Genomic DNA, 22260 nt, shown 5'->3' on the forward strand with positions numbered 1-22260 from the left:
CTCCTTCAGCGCCCGGTCGTCGAGCGCAGGTTGCGGGGTTGGCGGCCGACGAGCCGATCGAGAGCAGCGCTCGCAGCGGAGTCGGCGGGAAGGTACGTGATCAGGCGCTGAGGGTCGCGGTCGGCGAGGTCGAGGCTTTCGAACGTGAGTCGGAGCGGACCTACCGCGGGATGGTCGATGCTGTGCAGACCGGTCTGGCCCGAGGTCAGAGGCCGCAGCCGCCAGCGGGCGGCGAACGTCTCGCCGCCGGTGACGGTGAGATGCTCGGCGAGCGCGTCCACGGCGGGGTCCCCGCGGCGGTTGGTGTGGAGGAAAGCGATCTGCTCGTCCAGGACCGCCGACCAGTCGGGATAGGCGTCTCGGGCGCGCGGGTCGCCCACCAAGAAGTTCAGCACGTTCGGCGTTTCGTGGCCCCGGCCGAGATCGAGGAGACCGAGAGGCCGGGCAAGACGGTCGTACGCGTCGTTCCAGGCAAGCAGGTCGGTCAGGTGGTTGACCACGACGGCCGGCGCGGGATGCAGCTGGTCGAGGATGGCGCGCACCGTGGGTCGTACCGTCTGGGCGGCCCTCTGACGCGCGTGTGCGCACAGCTCGGTTCCCTGGCTGATCGTGGCGAGCTGTTGGAGGTGGTCGCGGTCCGCCGCGGTGAGCCGCAGCGCCTGGGCCAAGGCACCCAGCACCTGAGTCGAGGGGCGGGCGTCACGGCCCTGCTCGAGGCGGGTGAGGTATTCCACGCTGATCCCCGCCAGGGTGGCGAGCTCGGAACGTCTCAGGCCAGGGGTCTGTCGTCGGCCCCCGCTCGGGAGGCCGACATCGTCGGGCTTCACCGCTTCGCGCCGGGCGCGGAGGAAGTCCCCCAGCTCGTTGGTCATCACCTGACCTAGTCTGCCCGGCCGCGAGGGGAGACGGGTGGCCCCGCGAGGGCCACCCTTTCGACGGTCTACCCGCCACCAGGCGCTCCCCGGCCACCCTCACAGCATGACGATTATCGACACCATCGGATCCAGCATCAGCGAGCCGTCCCCGCTTCGGCTGGGCGTGATCGTGGGCGCCACGCGACCGGGGCGCAAGGCAGCTCAGGTTGCCGCCTGGGTGCGCGACCTCGCCGCGCGCCATCCGCAGGTCCAGGCGGGGAGGCTGGAACTCCGACCGATCGACCTGGCCGAGGTGGGGCTACCGCTCCTCGATGAGCCGGTAGCGGCGGCGTTCGGCGACTACCTGCATCCTCACACCCGTACGTGGGCTGAGACGATCCGGGCGTGTGACGGCTTCGTGTTCGTCACCCCTGAGTACAACCACTCGATCCCGGCTGCCCTGAAGAACGCCCTCGACTACCTCTACACCGAGTGGCACCACAAGCCCGCAGGGATCGTCAGCTACGGACTGGTCGGCGGCACCCGGGCCGCGCAACATTTGCGCACGATCCTTCTCGAGCTCAAGTCGGTGCCTGTGGGAGAGGTGACGTTGTCGGTCTTCGAGGACTTCACCTACACCGACATGACCGACCCAGCCAGCCCGTTCGAGGTCGCCCCGCGCGACCACCAGCCGCCCGCAGTCATCGAGCTGCTCGACCATCTCGTCGCGTACGCCGAGGCGCTTGCCCCGCTGCGCGTGGCGCTCGCTCCGATCGTCGGCGCGACCGTAGCCGGTGCGGGCGGAGATGCGACCGGCCCCTGACCCGCGAGGTCAACTCGCAGGCCAGGGGCCGGCTCACTGCCATCCGCGCTGGTGAGCGCGATCAGCGGATCAGATGTCGTAGTACAGCTCGAACTCGTGCGGGTGAGGACGCTGCTGGATCGGAGCGATCTCGTTCTCGCGCTTGTACTCGATCCACGTCTCGATCAGGTCCGGCGTGAAGACGTCACCCTGCGTGAGGAACTCGTGGTCGGCCTCGAGCGAGTCGAGCACGGCGCCGAGCGAGGTCGGGACCGAGTCGATCTGGTTGTACTCGTCCGGCGGGAGCTCGTAGATGTTCTTGTCGATCGGCTCCGGCGGCTCGATCTTGTTCTTGATGCCGTCGATGCCGGCGAGCAGCAGCGCGGAGAACGCGAGGTACGGGTTCGCCGACGGGTCGGGGCAGCGGAACTCGATGCGCTTGGCCTTCGGGTTCGAGCCGGTGATCGGGATGCGGACGCACGCCGAGCGGTTGCGCGAGCTGTAGACGAGGGCGATCGGCGCCTCGAAGCCCGGCACCAGGCGGTGGTACGAGTTCACCGTGGGGTTGGTGAACGCGAGCAGCGACGGCGCGTGCTTCAGGATGCCGCCGATGTAGTGGCGTGCCGTCTCCGAGAGGCCGCCGTAGCCCGCCTCGTCGTAGAACAGCGGCTCGCCGTCCTTCCAGATCGACTGGTGGCAGTGCATGCCCGAGCCGTTGTCGCCGAAGATCGGCTTCGGCATGAAGGTCGCGGTCTTGCCCGCAGCCCACGCCGTGTTGCGGATGATGTACTTGAACTTCATGACATCGTCGGCGGCCTTGAGCAGCGTGTCGAAGCGGTAGTTGATCTCCGCCTGACCGGCCGTACCGACCTCGTGGTGCGCCCGCTCGACCTGCAGACCGGCATCTTCGAGGTGGAGGACCATGTCGTTGCGCAGGTCCGCGAAGTGGTCGGTGGGGGAGACGGGGAAGTAGCCGCCCTTGTAACGGACCTTGTAGCCGCGGGCCTCGTCCTCGGCGCCGGTGTTCCAGGCGCCGGCGATGGAGTCGATCTCGTAGAAGCCGCGGTTGGCCGTGGTCTCGAAGCGCGCGCGGTCGAAGACGTAGAACTCGGCCTCGGGCGCGAAGAAGGCGGTGTCACCGATGCCGGTGCTCGCGAGGTAGGCCTCGGCCTTGCGCGCGATGTTGCGCGGGTCGCGCGAGTAGGCCTCACCCGTCAGCGGGTCGTGGATGAAGAACTCGAGCGCGAGGGTCTTCTCCGGACGGAACGGGTCGATGTAGGCGGTCCGCGGGTCCGGGAACAGTGCCATGTCGGACTCGTGGATCGCCTGGAAGCCGCGCACCGAGGAGCCGTCGAACATCAGGCCGTCTTCGAACACCGACTCGTCGAACGACGACACCGGCACCGTGAAGTGCTGCTGGATGCCGGGCAAGTCGGTGAAGCGGACGTCGACGAACTTGACGCCCTCGTCCCTGATGTAGGCCAAGAGCTCGTCGCGGTTAGAGAACATGAAGCCTCCTCGGCCGAGCGCACTGGACGCAGACCGGCCGTCGTGTACGGGGGTCGAACTGGGGCACGTCGATGTGTCTCCCCGAAAGGTAGGCAGGGCCAGTTTCCCAGCCATGACCCGAATGTTTCTCCCATGTTACGAAGTTGTCGGGGTGCGAAGAAACCCGGGGCGCGCCCCCACGTACCCTGGTTCCGTGTCCCAGAACGCTCAGCAAGCCGCCACGTCGATGCCGGAGATCGCGGGTTTCGGGCGTCGGTTCGTCGCCCTTCTGATCGACTGGGTCGTGGCGATGCTGTCGGTCTCGCTCCTGACCTCGACCCCGATCTACGGACCGGACGCGACCGCCTCGGCGTGGGTCCTGCTGGCGTTCTGGATCGAGGTCTCGGTGCTCGACGCGACGCTCGGCTTCTCGATCGGCAAGCGCGTCGTGGGCATCTGCGTGGTCGGCCCGAATGGGCGTCCGATCGGCCTGCGCGCCTTCGTCCGTACGGCGCTGGTGTGCCTCGTGCTCCCGCCGCTCCTCCAGAACAAGGAGGGACGCGGCCTCCACGACGTCGTCGCAGGCTCCGTCATCACCTACATCCACCCGCGTACCACCGCCGAGTAGCCGAGTAGTCCGAGCCGCTGGGCGCGGGCGTATCGAGACCTGCTCGGTCTCGATACGGGCTCCGCTGGCGCTCCGCCCTACTCGACCAGCCGTGTGTGGGTGGTCGAGTAGTCCGAGCCGCTGGGCGCGGGCGTATCGAGACCTGCTTGGTCTCGATACGGGCTCCGCTGGCGCTTCGCCCTACTCGACCGGCAAAAGAGGGCTCAGCGGCCTTGCATCATCCGGCGGGCGCCCTTGGCGCTGGTCGGCACCGGCCCGCGGGGGAGCGGCGCCTGCGGACGCATCGCGTCGAGCGCCTTCAGCTTGTTGATGATCGGCGTGATCTGCGCCGGCTTGAGCGCACGCTTGGACTTGCGCAGCGTGTTGACGAGTTTGGGCAGCGGCACCTCGCCCTTGTCGGTGTCCTTGCCGACGACGATCACCGTGATCGGGACCTCCTCGCCGACGATGCGCGCGGTCTTCTTGCGCTCGGTGTTGAGGAGGTTGCGGACGCGACCGGGGTTGCCCTCGCCCACGAGCACGATCCCCGGCGGGCCGACGACGCGGTGGACGACGTCCTGGCTCTTGGTGAACGCGACCGCCTGGTCGACCTTCCACCCGCGCTTGAGCATGCCGAGGGCACCGGCAGCAGCGCCGACCTGCCCCTCCACCTGGGCGTACGCGGCCTTCTCGGCGCGGCGTCCGAAGACGATCAGCGCAGCGAGGACACCGGTGAGCACCGACAGGAGCGAGGTGAGGATGATGCCGAGCAGCCCGCCGCCGCCCCCGAGGAACCAGCCGAGCGCGAACACGGCGCCACCCACGACCAGGAACCACGCCAAGAGGCGGAGCCCGATCGTACGGTCGGAGCGCTTGGTGATCTTGTAGGCGGACCGGATCTGGGCGATGCGGCCCTGCGGCGGCACGTCGGGTGTGGACATGACTACCAGGGTACGCGGTCCGGCGTCAGCGCGAGGCGGCGGAGCGGGCCTCGATCGCCTGCTTGTAGAGACGGCCCGCGCGGTACGAGGAGCGCACCAACGGCCCCGAGAGGACGCCGGCGAACCCCATCTCCTCTGCCTCCGCGCCCATCTCCACGAACTCCTCGGGCTTGACCCAGCGCTCGACCGGGTGGTGCAGCGGAGAAGGACGCAGGTACTGCGTGATCGTGAGCAGCTCGCATCCGGCGTCGTACAGGTCCTGCATCGCCTGGGAGATCTCCTCGCGGGTCTCGCCCATGCCGAGGATGAGGTTCGACTTGGTGACGAGCCCGTACGCTCGGGCCTGGGTGAGCACGTCCAGCGAGCGCTCGTAGCGGAAGGCCGGACGGATCCGCTTGAAGATCCGCGGGACGGTCTCGACGTTGTGCGCGAGCACCTCGGGGCGCGAGGCGAAGACCTCTTCGAGCAGCTCCGGCTTGCCGTTGAAGTCGGGGATGAGGTTCTCGACGCCGGTGTCGGGGTTGAGCTCGTGGATCTTGCGCACCGTCTCCGCGTACAGCCAGGCGCCGCCGTCGGGGAGGTCGTCACGGGCGACGCCGGTGATCGTCGCGTAGCGCAGGCCCATCGTGCGGACGCTCTCGGCGACGCGGCGCGGCTCGTCGCGGTCGAGCGCGGCGGGCTTGCCCGTGGCGATCTGGCAGAAGTCGCACCGGCGGGTGCACTCCTCACCACCGATGAGGAACGTGGCCTCGCGGTCTTCCCAGCACTCGTAGATGTTGGGGCAGCCGGCCTCCTGGCAGACCGTGTGGAGGCCTTCGGACTTCACGAGCTGTTTGAGCTCGGTGTACTCCGGGCCCATCTTCGCCCGGGTCTTGATCCAGGCCGGCTTCTTCTCGATCGGGGTCTCGGCGTTGCGAGCCTCCAGCCGGAGCAACTTGCGTCCTTCGGGTGCGATCGTCACGTGACTCACCCTACGCGCCCGCTGGTGATCGGTGCGGGGCGGTCAACCGAGGTGCGGCGCGAGTCCGTACGAGACGCCGCCCGCGGGGACGGCGTGGGCGAGGTCGGGGCTCGGTGCGTACGGCTGCCACGACAGCAGCTCGTGCAGGTGAGGCTCGAGGACGTCGGCCACCTCGGTCGTCGTGACCGTACGGTCGAGCTCGAGCGAGAGGGAGGTGACACCGGCGTCGGCGATGCCGCACGGGACGATCTTGTCGAACCAGCTCATGTCGACGCACGCATTGAGGGCGAGGCCGTGCATGGTCACCCCTCCAGCGACGCGGATGCCGATCTGGCCCAGCTTGCGCTCGGGTCCGCGCTCGTCGGCGGGCACCCACACGCCCGAGCGCCCCTCGACCCGCCCGCACGTGATCTCCAGGTCGGCGACGGTACGGATCATCGCCTCCTCGACGCGGCGTACGTAGTCGACGACGAGGACGTGGGGAGGGAGCTTCACGATCGGGTAGCCGACGAGCTGCCCCGGACCGTGGAACGTGATGTTGCCGCCGCGGTCGATGTCGACGACCTTGCTGCCGTCGCGTGGACGCTCCCAGTCCTCGGTGCGCTTGCCGGCGGTGAAGACGGGGGAGTGCTCCAGGAAGAGCACCACGTCGTCGGTGGCGTCGGCGACCCGGTCGGCGTGGAGGGCCCGCTGCAGCGCCCACATCTCCTCGTAGTCGGTCTCCTCGGACCCGAGCCCGATCCTGCGGACCTCCAGCGTGCTCACCACCTCACCCTAACGCGGACTGCACCGGACCCGTCGCGCCTGTGGACGACGCGAGCGGGGAGCGGGTGGATCGCGCGATGCTGGCGCGATGGATCCGGTGAGCCTGGTCTGCGCCGCGGTGGCGGCGGCCGGCGCGGTCGCGCAGCACGTCGAGTGGTCGGACCGCCTGGCGGTCCTCGACGACGGGCGCTCGTCCGCCTTCGTCCGCGCCGACCCGAGCCTGCTCGACGACGTCTACGCGCCCGGCAGCCGGTTGCGTGCGCAGGACGCGTCACTGATCGAGAGGTACGCCGCGCGCGGGCTCGAGATCAGTGACGTGCGGTTCGAGGTGCTGAGGCTGGGGGTGGAGAGGGTGTCCCAGCGCCGTACGGTGCTCCGTGTGGTGGACCGGCTCGAGCCCGTACGGGTGCGGCACCCGGGCGGGGCCTGGCGGACGCTGCCTCGCGACGGTCCGACCGACCGGCGCGTCGTGCTCGTCCGTACGCCCGTCGGCTGGCGCATCCAGACCGTCCACCGGCTCGCGGGATGACCAGCGGCTGGACGGCTCAGTCGGCCCCGCCGCGCGCGAGCGCTGCCGCGACGACCTCGCGGACGTCGCGGTCGGCGAACGAGAAGCCCTCCTCCTCGAGCTTGCGCGGCGCCGCCCGCAGCGAGCCGAGCGCGAGCGACGCCAACCCGCCCAGCAGCAGGCGCATCGCGGGCGAGGGCACGGTGACCAGCGCGGGTCGGTGGAGCGCGCCGGCCAGCGCACGCGTCAGGTCGGCGTTGGTCGCCGGCTCGGGCGTGACGAGGTTGTACGGGCCCGAGGCGTCCGCGTCCTCCGCGAGGAACACGACGGCCTCCAGCCAGTCGCGCAGGCTGATCAGCGGGAAGTACTGCTTGCCGGAGCCCAGCCGCCCACCCACGCCGAGCCTGAAGGGCAGCGCGATCACCCGCAGCAGCCCGCCCGAGCCGTCGAGGACGGGCGCCGTCCGCAGGAAGCACACGCGCGACCCCGCTGCGACCGCGGGAGCGGCGGCCGACTCCCACGCCTCGACCACGTCGGCGAGGAATCCCGGCCCGCGGGGCGTCCCCTCGACGAGGAGCGTGTCGCCGCGGTCCTCTCCGTACGCGTTGATGCCGCTGCCGGCCAGCAGCACCGGCGGCCGGGGCGCACGCGCGACCGCCTCGGCGATCGTCGAGGTGGTCGCCACCCGCGAGTCGACGAGCTCGCGACGGTACGACGACGTCCACGGCCAGTGCGCGATCGGTGCGCCGGCCAGGCACACGACGACGTCGGCGGCGTCGATCACCGCCTGGTCGAGCTCACCGGAGTCGGGGTCCCAGCGGGACTCGTCCGGGCCCCGCGGCTCACGGCGTACGAGGGTGACGGTCGTGTGGCCGTCAGCCTCCAGCCGGTCCTTGAGGGCCGTACCGAGGAACCCGGACGCGCCGGACAGACAGAACCGCATGCCCCCATCCTGTCGGGGGCATGCGGTTCTGTCTGATCAGGTCGTCAGCCCAGCTCGTCCTCGAAGGCGCCTGCCTCGAGACGACGCTTGACCGTGCTGAGGAAGCGGCCCGCGTCCGCACCGTCGACGAGACGGTGGTCGTAGGTGAGCGGCAGGTACGCCATGGAGCGGATCGCGATCGTGTCGTTGCCGTCGGCGTCGCTCAGGACGACAGGGCGCTTGACGACCGCGCCGGTCGCCAGCATCGCCGCCTGCGGCTGCACCAGGATCGGCGTGTCGAACAGCCCGCCGAACGACCCGATGTTGGTGATCGTGAACGTGCCGCCCGAGAGCTCGTTCGGCTTGATGTCACCGCTGCGGGCGCGGCTCGCGAGGTCGTTGATCCGCTGCGCCAGGCCCGCGAGGCTCAGGTCGCCGGCGTCGTGCACGACCACGGACAGCAGCCCGCGCTCGGTGTCGACGGCGATGCCGAGGTTGATCGCGGCGTGGTACGTGATCTCCTTCGAGTCCTCGTCGTACGACGCGTTGACGTTCGGGTGAGCCTTGAGCGCCTCGACCGTCGCCTTGGCGATGAACGGCAGGTACGTCAGCTTGACGCCCTCGCGCTCGGCGAACGACGCCTTGTGCTTCGCCCGCAACGCGGCGATGCGCGTGAGGTCGACCTCGTGGACCTGCGTGAGCTGTGCCGCGACCTGGAGGGACTCCTTGGTCTTGATCGCGGTGAGCTGACGGATGCGGTTCGCCTTCTTGACCGTCCCGGCGAGCCCGGACATGTCCGGCCCGCTCGACGCGGCGGCCGGTGCGGAGGCGGCAGCAGGTGCGGACTCCTTCGCCTTGGCGGCCGCGGCGGCCTCCTCCTTGGCCTTGGCTGCGGCGTCGAGGACGTCCTGCTTGCGGATGCGCCCGCCGACGCCGGTGCCCTCGACGTCGTCGAGCGAGACGCCCTCACGCTCGGCGAGCTTGCGGACGATCGGCGTCACGTACTGGCGGCCGTCCGGCTTGACGGCGCTGGGCGCGGTCGTCGCAGCACTGGCCTGCTCCGCCGGCGCCTGCTCGGGCTGGGCCTGCTCCTCGCGCGGCTCGGGCTGAGCCTCGGCCTGGGGTGCGGGCTGCGCCTCGCCCGCCGGCTCCTGCTGTGCCTCGGCCTCGGGCTGTGCCTCAGCCTGGGGCTGCGCCTCCTGCGCCGGCTGTGCCTCAGCCTGGGGCTCGGGCTGGGGCTCGGGCTGCGAGGGGGCGCTCGACTGCTGAGGCGCGGCACCGGCCGAGCCGATGAGCGCGAGCTGCGCTCCGACCTCGACGGTGTCGTCCTCGCCGACCGAGATCTCCAGCAGCGTGCCCGCGACGGGGGAGGGGATCTCGGTGTCGACCTTGTCGGTGGAGACCTCGAGCAGCGGCTCGTCGACAGCGACCTCGTCACCGACCTGCTTCAGCCAGCGCGTGACCGTGCCCTCGGTGACGCTCTCGCCGAGCTCGGGGAGGGTGACCGGGGTGGCGTCACCCGACGCCGCGGGGGCCGACTCGGCGGCCGGCTCCTCGGAGGCAGGCTCCTCGGCAGGCGCCTCCTCGGCCGGAGCGGCTTCCTGCTGCTGCTCCTGCTCGGCAGCGACAGCCGGGGTCGCCTCGGTCTCGGGCGGGGTGCTGGCCTCGCCTGCAGGCTCCTCGGGCGACGAACCACCGGTGGCGTCGGAAGGCGTCTCGGCGGGGGCCTCCGCGGGCTCCTCGGCCGGAGGCGCGTCGTCGCCCGCAGGCTCGCCCTCCTCACCGATCGTCGCGAGCACGGCGCCGACCTCGACGGTCTCGTCCTCGGCCGCGGCGATCTCCAGCAGCGTTCCCGCGACCGGGGAGGGGATCTCGGTGTCGACCTTGTCGGTGGAGACCTCGAGCAGCGGCTCGTCGACAGCGACCGTGTCGCCGACCTGCTTCAGCCAGCGCGTGACGGTCCCTTCGGTGACGCTCTCTCCGAGCTCTGGAAGCGTGACGGGCGTTGCCATGGGTGACCCCTGTCTTGATCTCAGGCGTGTGCGTGGAGTGGTGACCCGGCGAGCGCGAGTGCGGCCTCGCCGAGGGCTTCGTTCTGGGTGGGGTGGGCGTGGACGTAGGCGGCGACGTCCTCGGGGAACGCGTCCCAGTTGACCCACAGGGACGCTGCACCGACCTGCTCGCCCATCCGGGAGCCGATCATGTGGACGCCGAGGACCGGACCCTCGGCCTCACGGACGACCTTGACGAGGCCCGCCGACCGGAGGATCTGCGTCTTGCCGTTGCCCGCGAGGTTGTACTCGTACGTCGTGATGCTGTCGCCGTACGCGGCGCGGGCCTGCTCCTCGGTCAGTCCGACGGAGGCGAGCTCGGGCTCGCAGTAGGTCACACGGGGGATACCGGTGTCGACGACGGGCCGCGGGTTGCGGCCCGCGATCTCCTCCGCGACGAACAGGCCGTGCGCGAACCCTCGGTGCGCGAGCTGGAGGCCCGGCACGACGTCGCCGACGGCGTACACACCCTCGACGGACGTCCGCAGACGCTCGTCGGTGACGACGAACCCTCGCTCGAGGGCGATCCCGTGGTCGGCGAGGCCGAGCCCCTCGGTGCGCGGGCCGCGGCCGACGGCGACGAGGACGAGGTCGCTCTCGAGGACGTCGCCGCCCTCGAGGGTCACGAACGCCGACGACTCGTCCTGCTTGACGCCGGTGATGGCGGTGCCTGTCCGGAAGGCGATGCCGCGCTTGCGGAACGCCCGCTCGAGCTGCGCCGACAGCGTCGCGTCCTCCGCCGGAACGAGCCGGGGGAGCGCCTCCACGATCGTCACCTCCGCGCCGAACGAGCGCCAGACCGAGGCCAGCTCGACGCCGATGACGCTGCCTCCGACGACGACCACCCGCCGCGGGACCTCCGTGAGCGTCAGCGCTCCGTCGGAGGTGACCACCCTGCCGCCGATCTCGACGTCGGGCAGCGTGCGGGCGTACGAGCCGGTGGCGATCACGAGGCTCTTGCCGGTGACCACGGTGTCGCCGACGGCGACCGACCGAGGTCCGACCAGGTGCCCGGTGCCCGCGACGACCTCGATCTCGGCACTGCGGATGAGGCCCTGCAGACCGCGGTAGAGGCGGTCGACGACGCCCTCGCGGTACGCGTGGACCGCGGGCATGTCGATGCCCTCGAACGTCGCCTGGACACCGAAGGCGTTCGCGTCGCGTGCCGCGTCGGCGACCTCCGCGGCGTGGAGCAGCGCCTTGGTCGGGATGCAGCCCTGGTGGAGGCACGTGCCGCCGAGCTTGTCCTGCTCGACCAGCGCGACGCTCAACCCGAGCTGGCGGGCGCGCAGCGCCGTCGCGTAACCGCCGCTGCCGCCACCGAGCACGACGACGTCGAGCTCATGAGGGGCGGGCTGGGTCACGAAAGGCCTCCGATGGTGTCGACGACGAGGTCTTCGCCGCTTCTGACGCCCCTCATCTTGTCACTGCGCACAAGGGGGTGCACAGGTGGGGGCGCTACCCACCGGTACGGCAGACTGGGGGGACGAGCACGCCGCAGCAGCGCCGTCCCGACCCGCAGGAGCACACCCGATGGGCCTCTTCCGCCGCAAGAAGCGAAGCCGTACCGGTGGCGGTGCCGTGGTCTCCGACAGGGCCGCCGACGCGACCGATCGGGCCCACCTCGAGAAGTTCCTCGCGGGGCGCACCGGCGTCGAGGGGTTCGTCGAGCCGCCGACGGCGGTCTCGCAGGTGACGCTGCTGCTGGTCGCCAAGGACGGCGAGTGGACGCGTCGGCGTGTCCCGTCGGCGGCGTGGGCGCACGACTTCGGCAACAAGAACCAGGTGCCGACGTACGACGCCGCCGTGGTCGGCTACCCCCAGCGCATGCGCGAGTACAACCGCCGGGTCGCCGCCGAGCGCAAGCGGCGCGACCGCGAGGCCTCGGAGGGCTGACCCGGCGGCGTCGCGGTCAGTCGATCGTCTTCGCGAGGCTCTCGGCCAGGCCGACCAGCGTCCGTACGCTCGCCCCCGTCCCGCCCTTCGGCACCTCGTCGTAGGCGCCCGCGTCGTTGAACGCCGGGCCGGCGATGTCGAGGTGCGCCCAGGTCGTCTCGCCGACGAACTGCTGGAGGAACGCGGCCGCGAACAGCGTCCCGCCGGCGGGCTTGGGGTTGTGCTGACGGAGGTCGGCGATGTCGGAGCTCTTGACGCGGCTCGTCACCTCTTCGGTGATCGGGAGCGGCCAGAACGCCTCGCCGAGCGCGTCGCCGATCTCGACGACCTTGCTGCGCAGGGCGTCGTCGTTGCCGAGGACGCCGGCGGTCCGCTCGCCGAGCGCCACCACGCACGCGCCCGTGAGGGTGGCGACGTCGACGAGGACGTCGGGCTCCGCCTCGTTCGCGACGACGAGCGCGTCGGCGAGCACCAGGCGCCCCTCGGCGTCGGTGTTGTGGACCTCGACGGTCGTGCCGCCGCGGATCGTCAGCACGTCACCAGGACGCAGGGCCGACCCGCTCGGCATGTTCTCGGCCATCGGGACCACGCACGTGACGCGGACCGGGAGCTCGAGCGCGGCGATGGCCAGCGTGGCGGCCACGACCGATGCGGCGCCGGCCATGTCGCACTTCATCGTCATCATGCTCGCGCCCGGCTTGAGGCTCAGACCGCCGGAGTCGAAGGTGATGCCCTTTCCGACGAGCGCGAGGTGGGCGGCCGGCTTCTTGGGCTTGTAGGTGAGCTGGACGAGGCGTGGCGGGTGTGTCGAGCCCTGCCCGACGCCGAGGACGCCGCCGCAGCCTTCCTTCGCGAGGCGAGCCTCGTCCCAGACGGTGACCTTGACGCCGGAGACGTCCTTGGCCGCCTCGACGACCTCGTCGGCGAACGTCGCGGGCGTGAGGTCACCGGGGCCGGTGTTGACCCAGTCGCGGGTGCGGTTGACCGCGGCCGCAGTGGGCAGCGCGGCGTCGAGCGCGGCGATCGCGTCGGCGTCACGCGACAGGCGGGTGAGGATCACGACCGCGTTGGGACGGTCGGCCGCCTCCTCGCGGTCCTCGTTGCGGGTGCGGTACCGGTCGAACCGGTAGCCGCCCAGGAGCGCCCCCTCGGCGATCGCGCGGACCGCTCCCGCGTCGGCGGTCGGGAGCGCGAAGGTCACGGTCGACGCGTTGTGGACGGCCTTCACCGCCTTGGCGGCGGCCTTGCGCAGCGCGGTCGGCGTCGGGTCCTGCGCGAGACCGACGGCGATGACGGTGGCGGCCTTGATGACGCCGGCGGTCGGGAGGACAGCGAGGTCGCCGGGCTTGCCGCGGAAGCCCAGTGCGGTCAGCGTCGGTCCGAACGAACGCCCGAAGGCGAGTCCGACCGAGTCCGCAGGGGCGAGCGCCTTGAGGTCGGGTCCGACCCCGATGACGACCACGTCGGCGCGGGTCGAGGCGGGGGAGGCGGAGCTGAGGGTGAACGAGGGCTCTGCATGCTTCGAGGCCATGCCCGCCACCTTAGCGAGGGTCGGGATAGGTTTCGGACATGACGCTTGCCCAGTCGCCGCTGCACCGTCGTCACCTCGAGCTCGGAGCCAAGCTCGCGGAGTTCGGCGGGTGGGAGATGCCCCTGGAGTACGCCGGCGGGGGAGTCCTCGCCGAGCACAAGGCCGTACGCGAGGCCGTCGGCGTCTTCGACGTCAGCCACCTCGGCAAGGCGACCGTGCAGGGCGACGGCGCGGTCGACTACCTCGACACCTGCTTCACCAACGCGCTCGCGAAGATAGGCGCCGGCCAGGCGCAGTACACGCTGTGCTGCGACGACGACGGCGGTGTGGTCGACGACCTCATCGTCTACCGCAGGGCCGACGACGACGTCCTCCTCGTCCCCAACGCCGCCAACACGGCCGAGGTCGTCCGCCGGCTCCGCGAGCGCGCCCCCGACGGGCTCACCATCACCGACCGGCACCACGACTTCGCGGTCCTGGCCGTGCAGGGCCCGCGCAGCGACGAGACGCTCGCCGCGATCGGGCTGCCGGTCTCGCACGACTACATGTCGTACGCCGAGGCCGAGCTCGGGGGTGAGGCGATCACGGTCTGCCGGACCGGCTACACCGGCGAGCGCGGGTACGAGCTGGTGGTTCCGGCCGCGGCAGCGGTGGCCGCCTGGGACGCGATCATGGCCGCCGGGGAGGCGTACGGCATCCGGGCCTGCGGGCTCGGAGCCCGCGACACGCTGCGCACCGAGATGGGCTACCCGCTGCACGGTCAGGACCTCTCGCGCGAGATCTCACCGGTGATGGGCCGCGTCGGGTGGGCCGTGGGCTGGGACAAGCCGCAGTTCTGGGGTCGTGACGCCCTGCTGGCCCAGCGGGCGGCCGGAGAGGTGCCGCTGCTGCGCGGCCTGGTCGCGGCCGGCCGCGGCATCGCCCGGCCGGGGATGGCGGTGGCCGCCGACGGGGCGGAGGTCGGCCGCGTGACGTCGGGAACGTTCTCGCCGACCCTGCGCAAGGGCATCGCGCTCGCGCTGCTGGACCGGAGCGTCGCGGTGGGCGACGAGGTCACCGTCGACGTCCGCGGACGTACGGAGACGTTCGTCGTCACGGCACCGCCCTTCGTGGAGTCGTCCACCCGCTGAAGCCCTAGGCTGCGGGCATGGTGTGGACCTGGCACTTCGAGACCGTTGACGGCACCCCGGTGACTCCTGACGACGACGGCGGCACGTTCGCGAGCCGCGGCGACGCCGAGTCGTGGGTCGGCGAGGTCTACACGGACCTGGTCGACCAGGGGGTCGACCAGGTCACGCTGTTCGAGGACGGCCGCGAGGTCTTCGGGCCGATGTCGCTCCACCCGTAGGGGGGCGGCCCCTCAGTACGACTCGCCGTGCGCGACCTGCGGCTTCGGCAGGCGCAGGCGCCGGATCTGGGTGCTGCGCATGATCGCGTACGCCGTGAGCCCGCGCTTGCTCGCGTCGGGGAAGCGCTGTCCGACCTCGCGCTTGACGCGGCGCACCAGGAAGAACGAGTCGACGACCGCGCCGACGATGACCAGGACCCACAGCACGTAGATCGCCATGATCGCCCACGGGGAGCGCACCAGGCTCACGAGCAGGATGATGACGAGGACCGGCATGAGGTACTCGCCGACGTTGCGCCGCGAGTCGACGATGTTACGGACGAGCCGTCGGACCGGTCCCTTGTCGCGGGGCGGGAGGTAGCGGTCGTCTCCGGTCGACATCGCCTCACGGATCTTGACCCGCTCCTTCGACCGGCGCTCGCGCTCGGCCCGGGCCGCGTCCTTGCGCGAGGTCGGCGCCTTGAGCGCGGCCTTGCGTGCCGCCTCGGCCTCCTTGCGCGTGGGGGTCGGGCGGCCCTTGCCGTCGGGCTTGGGCTCAGGGGCGGCCGGCTCGGGGAGGGCGTCGGTCTCGTTCTTGCGTCGGAACACTGCTGCCTCGGGTCGTCGGGTGGGGCCGCGGGCGCCTGACGACAGGCCGTCGCGGCGGCGGGGATGGTACGAGACTACCTGTCGTCCTCCGGTGCCAGAAGGTCGCCGCTGCCCGTAAGGTGGAGGGAACACCTGATCTTGTGAAGGGGACAGACTCCACGATGGGCATCATGAAGCGGATGGGCATGGTCTTCCGCAGCAAGGCCAACGCAGCGCTCGACAAGGCGGAGGATCCGCGCGAGACGCTCGACTACAGCTACCAGAAGCAGCTCGAGCTGCTTCAGAAGGTCCGTCGTGGGGTGGCCGACGTCGCGACCAGCCGCAAGCGGGTCGAGCTGCAGATCAACCAGCTGCAGCAGCAGTCGACCAAGCTCCAGGACCAGGCCAAGAAGGCTCTCGCGGCCAACCGCGAGGACCTCGCGCGCGAGGCGCTGACCCGCCGCTCGGGCCTGGACCAGCAGATCGCCGACCTCAACACGCAGCACGCGTCGCTGCAGGCCGAGGAGGAGAAGCTCACGCTCGCGTCGAAGCGGCTCCAGGCCAAGGTCGAGTCCTTCCGTACGCGCAAGGAGACGATCAAGGCGACGTACACGGCGGCGGAGGCCCAGACGCGCATCACCGAGGCGTTCTCCGGCATCTCCGAGGAGATGGGCGACGTCGGTCTGGCCGTGCAGCGTGCCGAGGACAAGACGGCGCAGATGCAGGCGCGTGCGGGTGCGGTGGACGAGCTGCTCGCGTCCGGTGCGCTCGACGACGTCACCGCGGGCCCGAACGACGACATCAGCCGCGAGCTCGACGCGCTCGCCTCGAGCTCGAGCGTCGACGCCGAGCTGGAGTCGATGAAGCGTCAGCTCGGCACCGGTGCGGAGAAGCCCGCGCTCGACGCGCCCGAGTCGACCGAGACCACCAAGCAGGAGGGCCAGGCGTGATCGTCCGGATCATGTCCGAGGGGCAGTTCGACGTCGCCGACGACGCGCTCGACCGCCTCAACGGGCTCGACGACGCCGTCGAGGCGGCTGTGGCAGCACACGACGAGGAGGCGTTCGGCGACGCGTTGACCAATCTCCTCGATCTCGTCCGGCAGATCGGCAAGGAGGTCCCCGACGAGGAGCTCGTCGAGTCCGACCTCGTGCTGCCTCCGTCGGACGCCTCGCTCGCCGAGGTCGAGGACCTGCTCGGGGCCGACGGCTTCATCCCCGGCTGACCCGCACCACCCGACCTCGGTCGTCCCCGCGGAACGTGGTTTCCGCGGGAACGTCCGAGGCTCGTCGTGCGTTGAAGCAGGACAGGTGGGTCCCTGCCCGCGGGACCCGAGAGAGGGAACATGTCGAGGACACGCTTCCGCAGCGACGCCGGTCTGACGCGCCGGATGGGTGCCGTCAGCCTCGGCCTCGTGGCGCTCTACCTGGCGTTCGGTGCCGTCCTGATCACCGTGATGCCCAACGCGGCCGTCGCCGCGGTGGTGGTCGTCGCGATGGCCTGGGCCCAGTGGTACTTCTCCGACAAGCTCGCGCTCGCGTCGATGGGCGCGAGGGTCGTCACGCCTGAGCAGGCCCCCGAGCTGCACGGCATGATCGACCGCCTCTGCGCACTGGCCGACATGCCGAAACCCACGGTCGCGATCGCCGACACCGACCTCCCGAACGCCTTCGCCACCGGACGCTCTCCGAGCCACTCCGCCGTGTGCGTCACCACCGGGATCCTGCGTCGCCTCGACGCCGAAGAGATGGAAGGTGTCCTGAGCCACGAGCTCGCCCACGTCGCCAACCGGGACGTCTCGGTCATGACGGTCGCCTCGTCGCTCGGTCTGCTCGCCGGCTTCCTCATCCGCTGGTTCCCGTTCATGGGCAACAGCCGCGACCGCAACAACAACGCCGCGCTGATGTTCCTGGTCGTCTGGATCGCCAGCCTCGTCGCGTACTTCATCAGCTTCCTGCTCACGCGGGCACTGTCGCGCTACCGCGAGCTGAGCGCCGACCGCTCCGGCGCCTACCTGACGGGCAAGCCGTCGGCGCTGGCGTCCGCGCTCACCAAGATCACCGGTGACATGGGCCGCATCCCGAGCAAGGACCTGCGCCAGGTCGAGAACATGAGCGCGTTCTTCTTCGCGACCCCGGCGTTCTCCCGCGACTCGCTCGCCGGCCTGATGAGCTCGCACCCGCCGGTCGAGAAGCGCCTTGAGCAGCTCGCGTCGATCTCGGCCGACCTCGGCCGTCCGCTCTGAGGCCGCGATGGGTTTCTGGGACTCCTTGATGGGCCGCTCCAAGCCGGTCCAGGCCAACCTCGACGCGCTGTTCAGCCTCCCGTCGGCGGCGATCACCCTCGACGCTGCAGCCGGCATCAAGGCGACCGGCGTCGGCTCGGTCTGCTACCGCCAGACCGAGGGCGCCGCCTTCAGCGCGATGCAGTCCGACGTCCAGGAGCTGCTGGACGCCGACGGTGGCCCGAAGGTCGAGCGGACGGTCGACTCGTACGGGTTCACGTGGTTGGTCGTCCGCCACGACCCGGACGACGTGGGCGGTCTCGTCACCGATCTGCACGCCGTGAACAGCACGCTGGTCGACAACGGGTTCGGGCCGCAGCTGCTCTGCTCCGTCGTCGACTTCACGACGACCGACGGCCGGCCGCTCGGGCTGGTCTACCTCTACAAGCGTGGGACGTTCTACCCCTTCGTCCCGCTCGGCGAGCCGCGACGCGACAACGCGCTGGAGCTGCAGGTCCGGGGGATCGTCACCGGTGACCTCCCGATCGAGAACGACCTCGGCCGCTGGCTCGCCATCTGGGGCGCCCCGGGCCTCGGCGGAGGCAGTCGATAGATTTCGCACCGGTGCGTCCCGACCTTCGACGCACTCTCGACCACGTCTTGCGAGGACACTCCATGAGCATCGACACCCTTGATCGTGATGCGCTCGGCAGCCTGCTGTCGACCCAGCGTGCGGCCTACGAAGAGCTGCGTGGGCGCGGCCTGTCGCTCGACATCACGCGGGGCAAGCCGTCACCGGAGCAGCTCGACCTCTCGCAGACGCTCCTGTCGTTGCCGGGCGAGGAGGACTACCGCGCGGCCGACGGCACGGACACCCGCAACTACGGCGGGCTGGACGGCCTCACCGAGCTGCGCGAGATCTTCGCCGAGCTCCTCGGCATCCCCGTCGGCCAGCTCCTCGCTCAGGGCAACTCCAGCCTGACGCTGATGCACGAGACCCTGGTCTGGGCGCTGCTCCACGGCTTCGCCGAGTCGCCGCGCCCGTGGGCCGCCGAGGAGACCGTGAAGTTCATCTGCCCGGTGCCGGGGTACGACCGCCACTTCGGCCTGCTGGGGTCGTTCGGCATCGAGATGGTCCCCGTGGACATGCGTGAGGACGGCCCCGACGTCGAGCAGATCGAGGCGCTCGTGGCCGCCGACCCCGCCATCAAGGGCATGTGGCTGGTCCCCACGTACGCCAACCCCACCGGTGGCGTGACCTCTCCGGAGGTGACGGCCCGCCTGATGGCGATGCCCGCAGCTGCGCCGGACTTCCGCATCTTCTGGGACGACGCGTACGCCGTGCACCACCTGACCGACGACGAGTCGGCAGGCGCTGACGCCCTCGGGCTGGCCGCCGCCGAGGGCCACCCCGACCGCGTGCTGGTCTTCGCCTCGACGTCGAAGATCACCTTCGCCGGGGCAGGGGTCGGCTTCTTCGGCAGCTCCCCGGCGAACGTCGCGTGGTTCAAGAGCCACCTCAAGTACGCCTCGATCGGTCCGGACAAGGTCAACCAGCTGCGCCACGCGCGCTTCTTCGGTGACGCGGAGGGCGTGCGTACGCTCATGCGCCGGCACCGCGCATTGCTCGAGCCCAAGTTCGCCGCCGTGGAGGAGATCCTCAGCGAGCGCCTCGGCGCGTACGACGTCGCCACGTGGACGCGCCCGGCGGGCGGCTACTTCGTCAGCCTCGACGTCGTCGACGGCACAGCCTCCCGCGTGGTCGAGCTGGCCAAGGGCGTCGGGGTGGCGCTGACCCCGGCCGGCGCGTCGTTCCCGCACGGCAAGGACCCGCGCGACCGCAACATCCGCATCGCGCCGTCGTTCCCCAGCGTCGACGAGGTGCGTGCCGCGATGGACGCGCTGGCCACGTGCGTGCTCCTCGCCGCCGCCGAGAAGGCCCTGGCCTGATCCCGTGCGGGTGCTTGTCGCCCCAGAGGCGTACGCAGGGCTGCTGAGCGCCCCTGCGGCGGGGGAGGCCCTCGCAACGGGGTGGTCGCGCACCGCACCCCAGGACGTGCTGGACGTCGTCCCGATGTCGGGCGCGGGGCGCGGCTTCGTCGACGCCCTCGACGCCACGCTGCGGGGCGAGCGGATCGAGCGGGACGTGCGCGGCCCGTCCGGTGCGCCCGTGCCCGGCACGGTGCTGGTCGTCGAGAGCGGAGGCACTCGTACGGCCTTCGTGGAGGCGGCATCGGCCTGCGGCGCGCACCTGGGCGCCGGGGGAGACCCTCTGGCGGCGACGAGCGCGGGCGTCGGCGAGCTCGTCGCCCTCGCTCTCGAGGTCGGCGCTGCGCGGGTCGTCGTCGGCCTCGACGACAGCGCTGCGCTCGACGGGGGCGCGGGGCTGCTGGCCGCCCTCGGCGGGCGGGCGGACGTCCCTCTCGACGCCGGCGCCGAGCGGCTCGCCGGGATCACCGCGGTCGACCTGGACCCCGTACGCGCCCGGCTCGGGACGGCTGAGCTCGTGGTCGCGACCGACATCGGCCGCCCGCTGCTGGGGCTGTTCGGGGCCGTGAAGACCGACGGGCCGGGCCTGGGGCTCGGCGACGCCGACGTCGCGCGTGCCGACGCGCTCCTGGACGCCTTCGTGGTGGCCGCCTGCGGGGCAGAGCCCGCCCGGCGCAAGGGCGCCGACGCCTCCGGCGCCGGCGCCGCAGGTGGCGTGGGGTTCGCCCTCCAGGCCCTCGGTGCGAGCGTCGTGCCCGGGGTCGCCACGGTCGCCGAGACCGTCGGGCTCCTCGACGCCGCCAGGGCGAGCGACCTCGTCCTGACCGGGACCCTCTCCTACGACGTGACGTCGCGCGAGGGGACGGTCGTCTACGGCGTCGCAGCCGTCGCCGCCGCCGCGCTGCGGCCGTGCGTGGTGCTGGCCGACCGGGTCGAGGTCGGCGCGCGCGAGCGCCGTGCGATGGGGGTGGAGGCGGCGTACGCCGCTGCCGACCTGCTGGAGGCCCAGGCGGGTGCCGATCCGGGGGAGCGGTTGGCGCGGCTCGCCGAGCGGGTGGCGCGCACCTGGTCGTACGCCTGAGGCGGCCGGCGCTTCGGTGCACGGCGTACGCTGGTGGCAGCCTTGCGGCGCTGCGGTTCCTGCTGCGTATCGTGGTGACGTACGGTGGGAATGAGATGACGAGGCGCCCTGTTCGTTCTTACGGACGAGCCCGCACCAGAGACTTCGGGAGAACACATGACCGTGCAGAGCACCGACGGCACCACAGAGACTGTCAGCGGCGTCGAGCTCACTGACGGCGCTGCCGCCAAGGTGAAGAGCCTTCTCGAGCAGGAGGGTCGCGATGACCTCGCGCTCCGTATCGCCGTTCAGCCCGGAGGCTGCTCCGGTCTGCGCTACCAGCTGTTCTTCGACGAGCGCACCCTCGACGGTGACGAGACCCGCGAGTTCGACGGCGTGTCCCTCGTCGTCGACCGCATGAGCGTGCCGTACCTCCACGGCGCGAAGATCGACTTCGTCGACACGATCGAGAAGCAGGGCTTCACGATCGACAACCCCAACGCGACCGGTTCGTGCGCGTGCGGTGACTCCTTCCACTGACAAGCGGGTCATCGACCACCAGAGCCACTGACTTTCGGCGAGGGCCGTCCGGGCGACCGGGCGGCCCTCGCCGCGTGCCCGCCGGGACGACTATCGTGTCCTGGCACGCGCCCCACTCCGAGGAGCACCCTTGAAGATCGCCGTTTCCGGGTCCATCGCCAACGATCACCTGATGACGTTCACCGGGAAGTTCTCCGACTCCCTGGTCGTGGAGCAGCTCGACAAGCTCTCCCTGTCGTTCCTCGTCGAGGACCTGGAGATCCGGCGAGGGGGCTGCGGCGCCAACATCGCCTTCGGGCTCGCCGCCCTGGGCAAGGAGCCCGTCCTGATCGGGGCCGTCGGGCAGGACTTCGACGACTACCGGTCCTGGCTCGAGCGCCACGGCGTGGACTGTGCGGGCGTCCACATCTCCCAGACCCGCCACACCGCGCGCTTCGTCTGCACCACGGACGCGGCGCAGGCCCAGATCGCCACCTTCTACGCCGGCGCGATGGCCGAGGCGCGGGAGATCGAGCTCAAGCCGATCTACGACCGCGTCGGCGGCTGGGACATCGTGCTGATCGGTCCGGACGACCCCGAGGGGATGGTCCGTCACACCGAGGAGTGCCGGACGCGGGGCTACCGGTTCGCCGCCGACCCCTCCCAGCAGCTCGCCTTCGCCGACGGAGCGCTGATCCGTACGCTCATCGACGGCGCGACGTACCTCTTCAGCAACGAGTACGAGGCCGCGCTCACCGAGAAGAAGACCGGGTGGAGCGCCGGCGAGATCCAGCAGCGGGTCGGGACGCGCGTCGTCACGCGAGGAGCGGACGGCGTCAGCGTCTTCGAGGCCGACGGGACCGTGACCGAGGTCCCCGCGATCGCGGGGATCCGTGCCGTCGACCCGACCGGCGTCGGAGACGCCTTCCGGGCTGGCTTCCTGGCGGGCCTGGGCGTCGACCTGCCTCACGAGCAGTGCGCCCAGCTGGGCTGCGCGCTCGCGGCGAGCGTCGTGGAGACGACGGGGACGCAGGAGTACCGGCTGAAGCGCAGGGACCTCCTGGCGCGGCTCCGGGGCCAGTACGGCGCGGCGGCGGCCCACATCGTAGACGAACGCCTTCCTGCGTTCTGAGGGGACCTCCGACGGCCCCCCTCAGTGCTCTGGAGTAGGGTGCTTCTGTTCGCAGTGAGGCGGTACACGTCGCGTCAGCGGCGCCGGAAAAGCAC

Annotated in this window: 24 protein-coding genes; 14 read left to right on the plus strand and 10 right to left on the minus strand. The window is 71.1% G+C overall.

Annotated elements, in window-relative coordinates:
• Positions 1-5: 5 nt before the first annotated feature.
• On the minus strand, positions 6-872 hold the full coding sequence (locus tag NYZ95_RS13485; RefSeq protein WP_262851829.1) for a helix-turn-helix transcriptional regulator: 867 nt from the start codon (positions 870-872) through the stop codon (positions 6-8).
• 106 nt (positions 873-978) lie between these two features.
• Here NYZ95_RS13485 and NYZ95_RS13490 point away from each other — a divergent pair, with 106 nt between their 5' ends.
• Positions 979-1677, plus strand: a complete 699-nt coding sequence (locus NYZ95_RS13490) for an NADPH-dependent FMN reductase (protein ID WP_262851830.1) — start codon at positions 979-981, stop codon at positions 1675-1677.
• Between the two features lie 69 nt (positions 1678-1746).
• Here the strand turns inward: NYZ95_RS13490 and glnA are convergent, their stop codons facing one another.
• Positions 1747-3165, minus strand: coding sequence for a type I glutamate--ammonia ligase (gene glnA / locus NYZ95_RS13495; protein ID WP_262851831.1), 1419 nt, complete (start codon positions 3163-3165; stop codon positions 1747-1749).
• A gap of 193 nt (positions 3166-3358) precedes the next feature.
• Here glnA and NYZ95_RS13500 point away from each other — a divergent pair, with 193 nt between their 5' ends.
• Complete coding sequence (locus NYZ95_RS13500) at positions 3359-3772, plus strand: RDD family protein (protein ID WP_262851832.1); 414 nt, start codon at positions 3359-3361, stop codon at positions 3770-3772.
• Positions 3773-3975: 203 nt separating this feature from the next.
• On the opposite strand, the gene NYZ95_RS13505 is transcribed toward NYZ95_RS13500, so the two are convergent.
• From NYZ95_RS13505 to lipB, 3 genes are read right to left on the minus strand one after another with little or no spacing between them, the layout of a single operon-like run.
• A complete protein-coding gene (locus NYZ95_RS13505; protein ID WP_262851833.1) occupies positions 3976-4692 on the minus strand; it encodes a DUF4191 domain-containing protein in 717 nt (238 codons plus the stop codon).
• Between the two features lie 25 nt (positions 4693-4717).
• Positions 4718-5653, minus strand: coding sequence for a lipoyl synthase (gene lipA, locus NYZ95_RS13510; protein WP_262851834.1), 936 nt, complete (start codon positions 5651-5653; stop codon positions 4718-4720).
• Between the two features lie 42 nt (positions 5654-5695).
• Entirely contained in the window at positions 5696-6418 is a 723-nt protein-coding gene (lipB, locus tag NYZ95_RS13515; RefSeq protein WP_262851835.1) for a lipoyl(octanoyl) transferase LipB, read from the minus strand.
• Between the two features lie 88 nt (positions 6419-6506).
• Here lipB and NYZ95_RS13520 point away from each other — a divergent pair, with 88 nt between their 5' ends.
• A complete protein-coding gene (locus NYZ95_RS13520; protein ID WP_262851836.1) occupies positions 6507-6947 on the plus strand; it encodes a hypothetical protein in 441 nt (146 codons plus the stop codon).
• A 16-nt stretch (positions 6948-6963) separates the two neighbouring features.
• Here the strand turns inward: NYZ95_RS13520 and NYZ95_RS13525 are convergent, their stop codons facing one another.
• Genes NYZ95_RS13525 through lpdA form a run of 3 tightly spaced genes read right to left on the minus strand, consistent with a single transcriptional unit; the run spans position 6964 to position 11263 of the window.
• A complete protein-coding gene (locus NYZ95_RS13525) occupies positions 6964-7869 on the minus strand; it encodes a TIGR01777 family oxidoreductase (RefSeq protein ID WP_262851837.1) in 906 nt (301 codons plus the stop codon).
• A gap of 44 nt (positions 7870-7913) precedes the next feature.
• Positions 7914-9860, minus strand: coding sequence for a 2-oxoglutarate dehydrogenase, E2 component, dihydrolipoamide succinyltransferase (sucB, locus tag NYZ95_RS13530; RefSeq protein ID WP_262851838.1), 1947 nt, complete (start codon positions 9858-9860; stop codon positions 7914-7916).
• Between the two features lie 20 nt (positions 9861-9880).
• Positions 9881-11263 (minus strand): dihydrolipoyl dehydrogenase, encoded by a 1383-nt coding sequence (lpdA, locus tag NYZ95_RS13535; RefSeq protein ID WP_262851839.1) that lies wholly within the window; start codon positions 11261-11263, stop codon positions 9881-9883.
• A gap of 169 nt (positions 11264-11432) precedes the next feature.
• Here lpdA and NYZ95_RS13540 point away from each other — a divergent pair, with 169 nt between their 5' ends.
• Positions 11433-11795, plus strand: a complete 363-nt coding sequence (locus NYZ95_RS13540; protein ID WP_262851840.1) for a hypothetical protein — start codon at positions 11433-11435, stop codon at positions 11793-11795.
• A 16-nt stretch (positions 11796-11811) separates the two neighbouring features.
• Here NYZ95_RS13540 and NYZ95_RS13545 read toward each other — a convergent pair whose 3' ends face one another.
• A complete protein-coding gene (locus NYZ95_RS13545) occupies positions 11812-13326 on the minus strand; it encodes a leucyl aminopeptidase (protein ID WP_262851841.1) in 1515 nt (504 codons plus the stop codon).
• A 38-nt stretch (positions 13327-13364) separates the two neighbouring features.
• On the opposite strand from NYZ95_RS13545, the gene gcvT reads away from it, so the two are divergent.
• Both gcvT and NYZ95_RS13555 read left to right on the plus strand, forming a co-directional pair.
• Positions 13365-14456: a glycine cleavage system aminomethyltransferase GcvT gene (gene gcvT, locus NYZ95_RS13550; protein ID WP_262851842.1), complete on the plus strand. Its 1092-nt coding sequence runs from the start codon at positions 13365-13367 to the stop codon at positions 14454-14456.
• 17 nt (positions 14457-14473) lie between these two features.
• Positions 14474-14674: a hypothetical protein gene (locus NYZ95_RS13555; protein ID WP_262851843.1), complete on the plus strand. Its 201-nt coding sequence runs from the start codon at positions 14474-14476 to the stop codon at positions 14672-14674.
• 12 nt (positions 14675-14686) lie between these two features.
• Here NYZ95_RS13555 and NYZ95_RS13560 read toward each other — a convergent pair whose 3' ends face one another.
• Entirely contained in the window at positions 14687-15262 is a 576-nt protein-coding gene (locus tag NYZ95_RS13560) for a DUF3043 domain-containing protein (RefSeq protein WP_262851844.1), read from the minus strand.
• 161 nt (positions 15263-15423) lie between these two features.
• On the opposite strand from NYZ95_RS13560, the gene NYZ95_RS13565 reads away from it, so the two are divergent.
• The 8 genes from NYZ95_RS13565 to NYZ95_RS13600 all read left to right on the plus strand — a co-directional run bounded on the left by NYZ95_RS13565 (position 15424) and on the right by NYZ95_RS13600 (position 22165).
• Positions 15424-16191, plus strand: coding sequence for a PspA/IM30 family protein (locus tag NYZ95_RS13565; RefSeq protein WP_262851845.1), 768 nt, complete (start codon positions 15424-15426; stop codon positions 16189-16191).
• Positions 16188-16466, plus strand: a complete 279-nt coding sequence (pspAA, locus tag NYZ95_RS13570; RefSeq protein WP_262851846.1) for a PspA-associated protein PspAA — start codon at positions 16188-16190, stop codon at positions 16464-16466. Before NYZ95_RS13565 ends, pspAA begins: the two co-directional genes overlap by 4 nt.
• A gap of 120 nt (positions 16467-16586) precedes the next feature.
• The gene (htpX, locus tag NYZ95_RS13575; RefSeq protein ID WP_262851847.1) at positions 16587-17486 is read left to right on the plus strand and encodes a zinc metalloprotease HtpX; all 900 of its coding nucleotides are present in this window, start codon (positions 16587-16589) and stop codon (positions 17484-17486) included.
• A gap of 7 nt (positions 17487-17493) precedes the next feature.
• A complete protein-coding gene (gene pspAB / locus NYZ95_RS13580) occupies positions 17494-18078 on the plus strand; it encodes a PspA-associated protein PspAB (protein ID WP_372500473.1) in 585 nt (194 codons plus the stop codon).
• Between the two features lie 62 nt (positions 18079-18140).
• Positions 18141-19415, plus strand: coding sequence for an aspartate aminotransferase type Ic (locus NYZ95_RS13585; protein WP_262851849.1), 1275 nt, complete (start codon positions 18141-18143; stop codon positions 19413-19415).
• A gap of 4 nt (positions 19416-19419) precedes the next feature.
• Entirely contained in the window at positions 19420-20535 is a 1116-nt protein-coding gene (locus tag NYZ95_RS13590) for a glycerate kinase (RefSeq protein ID WP_262851850.1), read from the plus strand.
• Between the two features lie 156 nt (positions 20536-20691).
• Positions 20692-21054, plus strand: coding sequence for an iron-sulfur cluster insertion protein ErpA (gene erpA, locus NYZ95_RS13595; RefSeq protein ID WP_262851851.1), 363 nt, complete (start codon positions 20692-20694; stop codon positions 21052-21054).
• 130 nt (positions 21055-21184) lie between these two features.
• Positions 21185-22165 (plus strand): carbohydrate kinase family protein, encoded by a 981-nt coding sequence (locus NYZ95_RS13600; RefSeq protein WP_262851852.1) that lies wholly within the window; start codon positions 21185-21187, stop codon positions 22163-22165.
• The last annotated feature ends 95 nt before the right edge of the window (positions 22166-22260 follow it).

This window comes from Mumia quercus, from assembly GCF_025506335.1.
In the GTDB taxonomy this organism is placed as follows: Bacteria; Actinomycetota; Actinomycetes; order Propionibacteriales; family Nocardioidaceae; genus Mumia; species Mumia quercus.